This window comes from Saccharomonospora halophila 8, assembly GCF_000383775.1.
In the GTDB taxonomy this organism is placed as follows: Bacteria; Actinomycetota; Actinomycetes; order Mycobacteriales; family Pseudonocardiaceae; genus Saccharomonospora; species Saccharomonospora halophila.
Genome location: NZ_KB912488.1, coordinates 51151 through 60773 on the forward strand (window position 1 = coordinate 51151; position 9623 = coordinate 60773).

General features: G+C 67.2%; 13 protein-coding genes. All 13 read right to left on the minus strand.

Features of this window, described 5'->3' with window-relative positions:
* Positions 1 to 62: 62 nt before the first annotated feature.
* The 13 genes from rpsQ to fusA all read right to left on the minus strand — a co-directional run bounded on the left by rpsQ (position 63) and on the right by fusA (position 9600).
* A complete protein-coding gene (rpsQ, locus tag SACHA_RS0102930) occupies positions 63 to 344 on the minus strand; it encodes a 30S ribosomal protein S17 (protein WP_019807077.1) in 282 nt (93 codons plus the stop codon).
* Entirely contained in the window at positions 341 to 592 is a 252-nt protein-coding gene (gene rpmC / locus SACHA_RS0102935; protein ID WP_007023268.1) for a 50S ribosomal protein L29, read from the minus strand. Before rpmC ends, rpsQ begins: the two co-directional genes overlap by 4 nt.
* Positions 592 to 1011, minus strand: a complete 420-nt coding sequence (gene rplP / locus SACHA_RS0102940; protein ID WP_019807079.1) for a 50S ribosomal protein L16 — start codon at positions 1009 to 1011, stop codon at positions 592 to 594. The genes rpmC and rplP overlap by 1 nt, the downstream gene beginning before the upstream one ends.
* Before the next feature lie 3 nt (positions 1012 to 1014).
* The gene (rpsC, locus tag SACHA_RS0102945) at positions 1015 to 1860 is read right to left on the minus strand and encodes a 30S ribosomal protein S3 (protein WP_007023266.1); all 846 of its coding nucleotides are present in this window, start codon (positions 1858 to 1860) and stop codon (positions 1015 to 1017) included.
* The gene (rplV, locus tag SACHA_RS0102950) at positions 1860 to 2279 is read right to left on the minus strand and encodes a 50S ribosomal protein L22 (RefSeq protein WP_007023265.1); all 420 of its coding nucleotides are present in this window, start codon (positions 2277 to 2279) and stop codon (positions 1860 to 1862) included. Before rplV ends, rpsC begins: the two co-directional genes overlap by 1 nt.
* A 26-nt stretch (positions 2280 to 2305) precedes the next feature.
* A complete protein-coding gene (rpsS, locus tag SACHA_RS0102955; RefSeq protein ID WP_007023264.1) occupies positions 2306 to 2587 on the minus strand; it encodes a 30S ribosomal protein S19 in 282 nt (93 codons plus the stop codon).
* Positions 2588 to 2604: 17 nt separating this feature from the next.
* Positions 2605 to 3444, minus strand: a complete 840-nt coding sequence (gene rplB / locus SACHA_RS0102960; protein WP_019807082.1) for a 50S ribosomal protein L2 — start codon at positions 3442 to 3444, stop codon at positions 2605 to 2607.
* A gap of 14 nt (positions 3445 to 3458) precedes the next feature.
* Positions 3459 to 3770, minus strand: a complete 312-nt coding sequence (gene rplW, locus SACHA_RS0102965) for a 50S ribosomal protein L23 (RefSeq protein WP_007023262.1) — start codon at positions 3768 to 3770, stop codon at positions 3459 to 3461.
* A complete protein-coding gene (rplD, locus tag SACHA_RS0102970) occupies positions 3767 to 4447 on the minus strand; it encodes a 50S ribosomal protein L4 (protein WP_019807084.1) in 681 nt (226 codons plus the stop codon). The genes rplW and rplD overlap by 4 nt, the downstream gene beginning before the upstream one ends.
* Positions 4444 to 5100: a 50S ribosomal protein L3 gene (gene rplC / locus SACHA_RS0102975; RefSeq protein ID WP_019807087.1), complete on the minus strand. Its 657-nt coding sequence runs from the start codon at positions 5098 to 5100 to the stop codon at positions 4444 to 4446. Before rplC ends, rplD begins: the two co-directional genes overlap by 4 nt.
* 30 nt (positions 5101 to 5130) lie before the next feature.
* Complete coding sequence (gene rpsJ, locus SACHA_RS0102980; protein WP_007023259.1) at positions 5131 to 5436, minus strand: 30S ribosomal protein S10; 306 nt, start codon at positions 5434 to 5436, stop codon at positions 5131 to 5133.
* 423 nt (positions 5437 to 5859) lie between these two features.
* Positions 5860 to 7053 carry an elongation factor Tu gene (gene tuf / locus SACHA_RS0102985; protein WP_019807089.1) on the minus strand — a complete coding sequence of 398 codons (1194 nt, stop codon included), beginning with the start codon at positions 7051 to 7053 and terminating at the stop codon, positions 5860 to 5862.
* 447 nt (positions 7054 to 7500) lie between these two features.
* The gene (fusA, locus tag SACHA_RS0102990; protein ID WP_019807091.1) at positions 7501 to 9600 is read right to left on the minus strand and encodes an elongation factor G; all 2100 of its coding nucleotides are present in this window, start codon (positions 9598 to 9600) and stop codon (positions 7501 to 7503) included.
* Positions 9601 to 9623 lie beyond the last annotated feature (23 nt).

Here is a 9623-nt window from a genome sequence, read left to right on the forward strand (position 1 = left end):
TGTCGCGCCGGTTCTCGGCGGGGCCGAGCCTGGCGGAACGAACGGGGCCGCCCGGCCCCTGATTACTTGGCCTTCTCACGGATCTCGACGAGCCGCCAGCGCTTGGTCGCCGACGTCGGCCGGGTCTCCATCAGCGTGACCCGGTCGCCCACGCCCGCGGTGTTGCCCTCGTCGTGCGCCTTGACCTTCTTGGTCCGGCGCATGATCTTGCCGTAGAGCGGGTGCTTCTTACGGTCCTCGAGTTCCACGACGATCGTCTTGTCCATCTTGTCGGACACGACCAGGCCTTCACGCACCTTCCGGTAGTTCCGGTCGGTGTCCCTGCTCTGCACCGCTTCCGTCATGCGGCACCCTCACTCTCGTTCTCCTCGGGGGAGACGGACAGGCCGAGCTCCCGCTCCCGCATCACGGTGTAGATGCGGGCGATGTCCGCGCGCACCGTGCGCAGCCTGCGGTTGTTGTCGAGCTGCCCGGTGGCCATCTGGAAGCGGAGGTTGAACAGTTCCTCCTTCGACTCCTTCAGGCGCAGCACGAGCTCGTCAGCAGTGAGCTCACGAAGTTCTGACGCCGCAACTCCTCCGGCCTTCGCCATCAGAACTCACCACCTTCGCGGTTCACGATCCGGCACTTCATCGGCAGCTTGTGGATCGCGCGACGCATCGCCTCGTGGGCGACCGCCTCGTTCGGGAAGCTCATCTCGAACATGACGCGACCGGGCTTGACGTTGGCCACCCAGTACTCGGGCGACCCCTTGCCGCCACCCATGCGGGTCTCGGCGGGCTTCTTGGTCAGCGGCCGGTCCGGGAAGATGTTGATCCAGATCTTGCCGCCGCGCTTGACGTGCCGGGTCATCGCGATACGTGCCGACTCGATCTGCCGGTTGGTCACGTAACCCTGTTCGAGCGCCTGGATGCCGTAGTCACCGAAGTGCACCTTCGTGCCGCCCTTGGCCGCACCGGAAGTCCTCGGCGAGTGCTGCTTGCGGTACCTGACCTTGCGTGGGATGAGCACGCCTCAGCCCTCCGTCTTCTCTGCGGCGTCCGGGGACGCCACCTCCGGGGCCTGGCTCGCCGCGACATCGGTGTCGGTCTGCGTGTTCGCGGCGGCCCTGCTTGCTTCGGTCGACGTCGGCGTCGTGCCGGACGATCCGGACCGACGCCGCGACGGGCGCTCACGGCGCGGCGCACGCTCGGAGGCCGCGGCGGCCTCCCGCTCCTGCTTGGCCTTGAGGCCACCCATCAGGTCGCCCTTGTAGATCCACACCTTCACGCCGATGCGGCCGAACGTCGTCCGGGCCTCGAAGAACCCGTAGTCGATGTCGGCACGCAGGGTGTGCAGCGGGACCCGGCCGTCGCGGTAGTGCTCCGACCGCGACATCTCGGCGCCGCCGAGCCGGCCGCTGCACTGCACGCGGATGCCCTTGACCTGCGGCGAGCGCATCGACGTCTGGATCGCCTTGCGCATCGCACGCCGGAAGGCGACGCGGTTGGACAGCTGCTCGGCGATGCCCTGGGCCACGAGCTGCGCGTCGGCCTCGGAGTTCTTCACCTCGAGGATGTTGAGCTGCACCTGCTTGCCGGTGAGCTTCTCCAGCGCGCCGCGGATCCGGTCGGCCTCGGCGCCGCGGCGCCCGATGACGATGCCCGGACGGGCGGTGTGGATGTCGACACGGACCCGCTCCCGGGTGCGCTCGATCTCCACCTTGGAGATACCCGCACGCTCCATACCGGTGGACAGGAGCTTGCGGATCTTGACGTCCTCGGCCACGTACTCCGAGTACTGCTTGTCGGCGTACCAGCGGGACTTCCAGTCCGTGGTGATCCCGAGCCGGAAGCCGTGCGGGTTGATCTTCTGGCCCACTACCGGCCACCTGCCTTCTTCTTGCTCTTCGACTTCGCCTTGTCGGGACGCGACTCGACCTCCACCGTGATGTGGCTGGTCCGCTTCCGGATGCGGAACGCACGGCCCTGCGCCCGCGGGCGGATGCGCTTGAGCGTCGGACCCTCGTCGGCGTAGGCGTTCTTGACCCAGAGCGTGTCCGGGTCGAGGTCGAGGTTGTTCTCCGCGTTGGCCATGGCGCTGGCGAGCACCTTGGCCAACTGGTCGCTGGCCGTCTGCGGCGCGTACCGGAGCACGGCCAGGGCCTCGTTGGCGTTACGGCCCTTGATCAGCTCGATCACCCGGCGCACCTTGGTCGGCGAGTCCCGGACGAAGCGAGCCCGCGCGAAAGCCGTGGGCAGTTCCTGCGCCTCGGCAACCGCGTCACTACGCGCGTTCATCATTACTTGCCCTTCTCGGTGCGCGCTCAGCGGCGGCGCGACTTGCGGTCATCCTTGACGTGGCCCTTGAAGGTCCGCGTCGGGGCGAACTCGCCCAGCTTGTGCCCCACCATCGCCTCGGTGACGAACACCGGGACGTGCTTGCGACCGTCGTGCACCGCGATGGTGTGGCCGAGCATGTCCGGGGTGATCGTCGACCGGCGGGACCAGGTCTTGATGACGGTCTTCTTGCCCGAGTCGTTGAGCGCGTCCACCTTCTTGAGCAGGTGGTCGTCCACGAACGGGCCCTTCTTCAGGCTGCGTGGCATCGGTGGCTACCTCCTACTCAGCGCTTCTTCTTGCCGGTGCGCCTGCGGCGGACGATCAACTGGTCGCTCGGCTTGCGCCGGCGGGTACGACCCTCGGGCATACCGTTCGGATTGACCGGGTGCCGGCCACCGGACGTCCTGCCCTCACCACCACCGTGCGGGTGGTCGACCGGGTTCATCACGACACCGCGCACCGTCGGGCGCTTGCCACGCCAACGGCTGCGGCCCGCCTTGCCCCAGCTGATGTTCGAGTGCTCCGAGTTGCCGACCTCACCGACCGTGGCCCGGTTGCGCACGTCCACGTTGCGGATCTCGCCCGAAGGCATCCGCAGCTGCGCGTACGGTCCGTCCTTGGCCACGAGCTGCACGCGCGCACCGGCCGAGCGGGCGATCTTCGCGCCGCCTCCGGGCCGCAGCTCGATCGCGTGTACCACCGTGCCGACCGGGATGTTGCGCAGCGGCAGGTTGTTGCCCGGCTTGATGTCGGCCTTCGGGCCGTTCTCGATCTTGTCGCCCTGCTTCAGCTTGTCCGGGGCGATGATGTAGCGCTTCTCGCCGTCGGCGTAGTGCAGCAGAGCGATCCGGGCGGTCCGGTTCGGGTCGTACTCGATGTGCGCGACCTTCGCCGGGACGCCGTCCTTGTCGTTGCGCCGGAAGTCCACGATCCGGTAGGCCCGCTTGTGCCCACCGCCCTTGTGCCGGGTCGTGATCTTGCCGCGGGCGTTCCGGCCTCCGGTCTTCGAGACCGGCTTGACCAGCGACTTCTCCGGCTCCGACCGCGTGATCTCAGCGAAGTCGGCGACCGAGGAACCCCGGCGCCCTCCACTTGTTGGCTTGTACTTGCGGATGCTGCCCATGTCGTCTCAGTCCCTTACGCGGCTGGTCCGCCGAAGATCTCGATCGGCTTGCTCTCGGCCGACAGCGTGACGATGGCGCGCTTGGTGTCCTTGCGCTTGCCGAAGCCGTACCGGGTGCGCTTGCGCTTGCCCGGCCGGTTCTGGGTGTTCACACTGACGACCTTCACGCCGAAGATCTTCTCGACCGCCACCTTGACCTGCGTCTTGTTGGCGTCGGGACGAACCAGGAACGTGTACTTGTGGTCGTCGAGCAGCCCGTAGGACTTCTCGGAGATCACCGGCGCGATCAGCACGTCGCGCGGGTCGGGGATCGCCACGGAGCTCATGCCTGCACACTCCCTTCGGCCGTCGTCTCCGCGCCGGCGCCCTTGTGCGGGGCGGGCCCGGCCAGGAAGGCGTCGAACGCGGCCCTGGTGAACACCACGTCGTCGTTCACGAGCACGTCGTAGGTGTTGAGCTGGTCCGGCGTGATCAGGTGGACGTGCGGCAGGTTCCGCGCCGACAGCACGCTGCGCTCGTCGTCGCGGTCCACCACGACCAGCACGCGCGTCGCGTCGGTGACCGCGGCCAGTGCGGCCTTCGCCGCCTTCGTCGACGGCTTCTCACCGCTGACCAGCTCGGTCACCACGTGCAGCTGCCCGGACCGCGCACGGTCGGACAGCGCGCCCCGCAGCGCCGCGGCCTTCATCTTCTTCGGCGTCCGCTGGGTGTAGTCCCGCGTCGTGGGACCGTGCACCGTGCCACCGCCGACGAACTGCGGCGCCCGGACCGAGCCCTGACGCGCACGCCCGGTGCCCTTCTGCCGGTACGGCTTGCGGCCACCGCCGCGGACGTCGCCGCGGGTCTTCGTCTCGTGCGTGCCCTGCCGCGCCGCGGCGAGCTGCGCCACCACGACCTGGTGCATCAACGGGATGTTGGCCTGCACGTCGAAGATCTCCGCGGGCAGCTCGACCGTGCCCTGGGCCTGGCCCGCCGGAGTCTTCACCTCGACCGTCGCGGTCATTGCGTCACACCACCCTTCGCGGCGCTGCGGACGAACACCAGGCCGTTCTTCGGGCCGGGAACCGCTCCCTTGATCAGCAGCAGACCGTCGTCGGCGCGCACCGAGTGCACGCGCAGGCCCTGCGTCGTGACGCGGTTGCGGCCCATCCGGCCCGCCATCTTCTTGCCCTTGAACACGCGACCGGGCGTCGCCGCCCCGCCGATCGCACCCGGCTTGCGGTGCGTGGCCTGGTTACCGTGGGCGGCACCCTGACCGGAGAAGCCGTGCCGCTTCATGCCGCCGGCGAACCCCTTGCCCTTGGTCGTGCCGGTCACGTCGACCAGCGTGCCGTCGTCGAAGATCTCGACGGTGAGCTCCTGGCCGACCTCGTAGGTGTCCGCGTCCGAGGTGCGCAGCTCCGCGAGGTGCCGCCGAGGGGTCACACCGGCCTTCTCGAAGTGGCCCGACTTCGGCTTGTTCACCTTCCGCGGGTCCACGGCGCCGAACGCCAGCTGCACGGCCGAGTAGCCGTCCTTGTCGTTGTCGCGCACCTGGGTCACCACGTTCGGCCCCGCCTTGACGACCGTCACCGGGATGACCCGGTTGTTCTCGTCGAAGACCTGGGTCATGCCGAGCTTGGTGCCCAGGATGCCCTTCACTTGCCTTTCAGACATCAGTCTCTATCTCCGCCGCTCGACCAACGCTTACTGGATGTTGACGTCGACGCTCGCCGGAAGGTCGATGCGCATGAGCGCGTCCACCGTCTTCGGCGTCGGTTCGAGGATGTCGATCAGACGCTTGTGCGTGCGCATCTCGAAGTGCTCGCGCGAGTCCTTGTACTTGTGCGGCGAGCGGATGACGCAGTAAACGTTCTTCTCGGTCGGCAGCGGCACAGGTCCGACCACCGAGGCACCGGTGCGCGTCACCGTCTCGACGATCTTGCGCGCGCTGCTGTCGATCGCCTCGTGGTCGTAGGCCTTGAGCCTGATGCGGATCTTCTGTCCCGCCATGGTTCCTTACCGTCTCGTCCTCGACCGGTCCGACACGACTCCGCGGGTCCGGTCCGCCTTCGATCCTTCGATCGCCGACCCGTTCACCGCAGCTCGCCACCGGACGGTCGGGGAATCGTCTAGTACCGCTGTTCTCGCACGTCAACGACCTATCCCCGGCCCCCGCGCTCGGGCGTGTCGCCCGGGCCACGCAGACTGATCCCGCAGGATCGTTGTCGTGCCGCCAGGTCTGCTTCCTCGGAGCGTCGGCTCGGCCGATCACTCCCGACTCGCGAACTTCACGAGCCCGGGGCGCTCACAGTGGGGCGGCCGATTTCTCCGGCCTGCGTGACGAGTCCTTGCGAAATCGGCCGCCCCACGTCGAGCAACCTGTTCAGGATGCCACACCGAGGTGCGACATCCGCACCCGGGGGTCCGGGTACCTTACTTGACGATCTTGGTGACCTGACCGGCGCCCACGGTGCGGCCACCCTCGCGGATGGCGAACCGCAGACCCTCGTCCATCGCGACCGGCTGGATCAGCTGGACCGAGATCTCGGTGTTGTCGCCCGGCATCACCATCTCCGTGCCCTCCGGCAGCGTCACCACACCGGTGACGTCGGTGGTGCGGAAGTAGAACTGCGGGCGGTAGTTGTTGAAGAACGGCGTGTGCCGGCCACCCTCGTCCTTGGCCAAGATGTAGACCGAGGCCTGGAACTCGGTGTGCGGGGTGGTGGTGCCCGGCTTCACGACGACCTGGCCGCGCTCGACGTCCTCACGCTTGACACCACGCAGCAGCAGGGCGGCGTTGTCGCCGGCCTGACCGTAGTCCAGCATCTTGTTGAACATCTCGATGCTGGTGACGGTGGTCTTGCGGGCGTCCGGCTTGATGCCGACGATCTCGACCTCTTCGTTCAGCTTGATCTCGCCGCGCTCGATCCGGCCGGTGACCACCGTGCCGCGGCCGGTGATCGTGAAGACGTCCTCGATCGGCATCAGGAACGGCTTGTCGGTGGCCCGCACCGGGTCCGGGATGTTCTGGTCGACGCCGTCCATCAGCTCGAGGATGCTCTGCGCCCACTTCTCGTCGCCCTCCAGCGCCTGCAGCGCCGAGACGCGGACGACCGGGGCGTCGTCGCCGGGGAACTCCTGCGAGCTGAGCAGCTCACGGACCTCCATCTCGACGAGCTCGAGGATCTCCTCGTCGTCGACCATGTCCGCCTTGTTCAGCGCCACCACGATGTAGGGGACGCCGACCTGGCGGGCCAGCAGCACGTGCTCCCGGGTCTGCGGCATCGGGCCGTCGGTCGCCGCGACCACCAGGATGGCGCCGTCCATCTGCGCCGCACCGGTAATCATGTTCTTGATGTAGTCGGCGTGGCCGGGCGCGTCCACGTGCGCGTAGTGCCGCGCCTCGGTCTGGTACTCGACGTGCGCGATGTTGATCGTGATGCCGCGCTGCTTCTCCTCCGGGGCGTTGTCGATCTGCTCGAACGCCCTGGACTTGTTCAGCTCGGGGTACTTCTCGTGAAGCACCTTGGTGATCGCCGCGGTCAGCGTGGTCTTGCCGTGGTCGACGTGACCGATGGTCCCGATGTTGACGTGCGGCTTGCCCCGCTCGAACTTCGCCTTCGCCACTGGAATGTCCTCCTGGACTTTCTTGCTCGCGACCGGCGTGGCAGCCGGCCGACGACTCGATCTGGTCGGTTGTGCGGACCCTAGGGGGAGTCCCCTTTCACGCCCGCGGATGGGTGCTCCGGGTTACTCCCCCGTCGCCTTCGCGATGACCACTGCTCGGCTCCGGGAGAGTCGCGCGCCTCGCGAGCCCACGCTCACTCGATGCTCACTCCCCCGTCGCCTTCGCGTCATCAGTGCTCGCCTCCGGGAGAGTTGCGCGCCTCGCGAGCCCACGCTCACTCGATGCTCACTCCCCCGTCGCCTTCGCGTCATCAGTGCTCGCCTCCGGGAGAGTTGCGCGCCTCGCGAGCCCACGCTCACTCGATGCTCACTCCCCGTCGCCTTCGCGTCATCAGTGCTCGCCTCCGGGAGAGTTGCGCGCCTCGCGAGCCCACGCTCACTCGATGCTCACTCCCCCGTCGCCTTCGCGATGATCTCCTTCGCGACGTTCGCCGGAACCTCGGCGTAGGAATCGAAGACCATCGTGTAGTTGGCGCGACCCTGGGTCTTCGACCGCAGGTCACCCACGTACCCGAACATCTCCGACAGCGGCACGAGCGCCTTCACGACACGCGTACCGGAACGCTCCTCCATGGCCTGGATCTGGCCACGGCGGGAGTTCAGGTCACCGATGACGTCACCCATGTACTCCTCGGGTGTGGTCACCTCGACCGCCATCATCGGCTCCAGCAGTACCGGGTTCGCCTTCTTCGCGGCATCCTTCATCGCCATCGAACCGGCGACCTTGAAGGCCATCTCCGAAGAGTCGACCTCGTGGTACGCACCGTCCAACAGGGTGAACTTCAGCCCGACGAGCGGGTAACCGGCCAACACGCCGTACTGCATGGCGTCCTGCGCGCCCTCGTCGACCGACGGGATGTACTCCTTCGGCACACGCCCACCGGTGACCTGGTTGTCGAACTCGTACAGCGCACCGTCCCCGGAGGTCAGCGGCTCCAGCTTCACGATCACCCGCGCGAACTGGCCGGACCCACCGGTCTGCTTCTTGTGCGTGAACTCCAGCTTGTCCACGGTCTTGCGGATGGTCTCGCGGTAGGAGACCTGAGGCTTACCGATGTTCGCCTCGACCTTGAAGTCGGTCTTCATCCGGTTGACCAGCACCTCGAGGTGGAGCTCACCCATGCCCTCGATGATGGTCTGACCGGTCTCCTCGTCCTGGCTCACCCGGAACGTCGGGTCCTCCTCGGCGAGCTTCTGGATCGCCGTGGAGAGCTTGTCCTGGTCGGAACGGGTCTTCGGCTCGATCGCGACCTTGATGACCGGCTCAGGGAAGGTCATCGACTCGAGCACGATCGGGTTCTGGGCGTCGGCCAGGGTGTCACCGGTCGTGGTGTCCTTGAGGCCCTGAACCGCGTAGATGTGCCCCGCCTGAGCGTCCTCGACCGGGTTCTCCTTGTTGGAGTGCATCTGGAACAGCTTCCCGATGCGCTCCTTGCGCTCCTTGGTCGCGTTGATGATCTGCGTCCCCGAAGCGACCTTGCCGGAGTACACCCGGATGTAGGTCAGCTTGCCGTAGAACGGGTGCACCGCGACCTTCGACACGAGCGCCGAGAACGGCTCCTCCGTCGAGGGCTTCCGGGAGACGCGGGTCTCCCCGTCCCGGAGCAGGCCCTCGACCGGCGGCACGTCCAGCGGCGACGGAAGGTAGTCGACCACGGCGTCCAGCATCGGCTGCACGCCCTTGTTCTTGAACGCGGACCCCGCGAGCACCGGGAATGCCTCCCGGTCGACGGTGAGCTTGCGGATACCGGCCTTGATCTCGGCCTCGCTCAGCTCCTCACCGCCGAAGTACCGCTCCATCAGCTCGTCGTCCGTCTCGGCGATGGCCTCGACGAGCTTCTCGCGGTACTCCGCGGCCCGGTCGGCGAGATCGGCCGGGATGTCCTCGACCTCGTACTTCTCGCCCTTCTTGACGTCACCGCGCCAGGTCAGGGCCTTCATCTGAACGAGGTCGACGATGCCCTGGAAGTCGCTCTCCGCGCCGATCGGCAGCTGGAGGACGAGCGGGCGGGCGCCGAGCCGCTCGGAGATGGTGTCCACGGTGAAGTAGAAGTCCGCGCCGAGCTTGTCCATCTTGTTGACGAAGCAGATGCGCGGGACGTCGTACTTGTCGGCCTGCCGCCAGACCTGCTCGGACTGCGGCTCGACACCCTCCTTGCCGTCGAACACGGCGACGGCACCGTCGAGCACGCGGAGCGAGCGCTCCACCTCGACGGTGAAGTCCACGTGGCCCGGGGTGTCGATGATGTTGATCTGGTAGTCGTCCCAGAACGTCGTGGTAGCAGCCGAGGTGATCGTGATACCCCGCTTCTGCTCCTCGTCCATCCAGTCCATCGTGGCCGCGCCGTCGTGGACCTCACCGAGCTTGTAGTTGATCCCGGTGTAGAACAGGATCCGTTCGGTGGTGGTGGTCTTACCGGCGTCGATGTGGGCCATGATGCCGATGTTGCGGACCTTGTTGAGGTCGGTCAGCACGTCACGTGCCACTTGATGTTCCCCTGTCCTGAACG

Excerpts from the sequence above, each read along its gene's own strand:
- rpsQ (WP_019807077.1), bottom strand. The coding sequence starts at position 344 with ATGACGGAAGCGGTGCAGAGCAGGGACACCGACCGGAACTACCGGAAG.
- rpmC (WP_007023268.1), bottom strand. The coding sequence starts at position 592 with ATGGCGAAGGCCGGAGGAGTTGCGGCGTCAGAACTTCGTGAGCTCACT.
- rplV (WP_007023265.1), bottom strand. The coding sequence starts at position 2,279 with ATGAACGCGCGTAGTGACGCGGTTGCCGAGGCGCAGGAACTGCCCACG.
- rpsS (WP_007023264.1), bottom strand. The coding sequence starts at position 2,587 with ATGCCACGCAGCCTGAAGAAGGGCCCGTTCGTGGACGACCACCTGCTC.
- rplB (WP_019807082.1), bottom strand. The coding sequence starts at position 3,444 with ATGGGCAGCATCCGCAAGTACAAGCCAACAAGTGGAGGGCGCCGGGGT.
- rplW (WP_007023262.1), bottom strand. The coding sequence starts at position 3,770 with ATGAGCTCCGTGGCGATCCCCGACCCGCGCGACGTGCTGATCGCGCCG.
- rplD (WP_019807084.1), bottom strand. The coding sequence starts at position 4,447 with ATGACCGCGACGGTCGAGGTGAAGACTCCGGCGGGCCAGGCCCAGGGC.
- rplC (WP_019807087.1), bottom strand. The coding sequence starts at position 5,100 with ATGTCTGAAAGGCAAGTGAAGGGCATCCTGGGCACCAAGCTCGGCATG.
- rpsJ (WP_007023259.1), bottom strand. The coding sequence starts at position 5,436 with ATGGCGGGACAGAAGATCCGCATCAGGCTCAAGGCCTACGACCACGAG.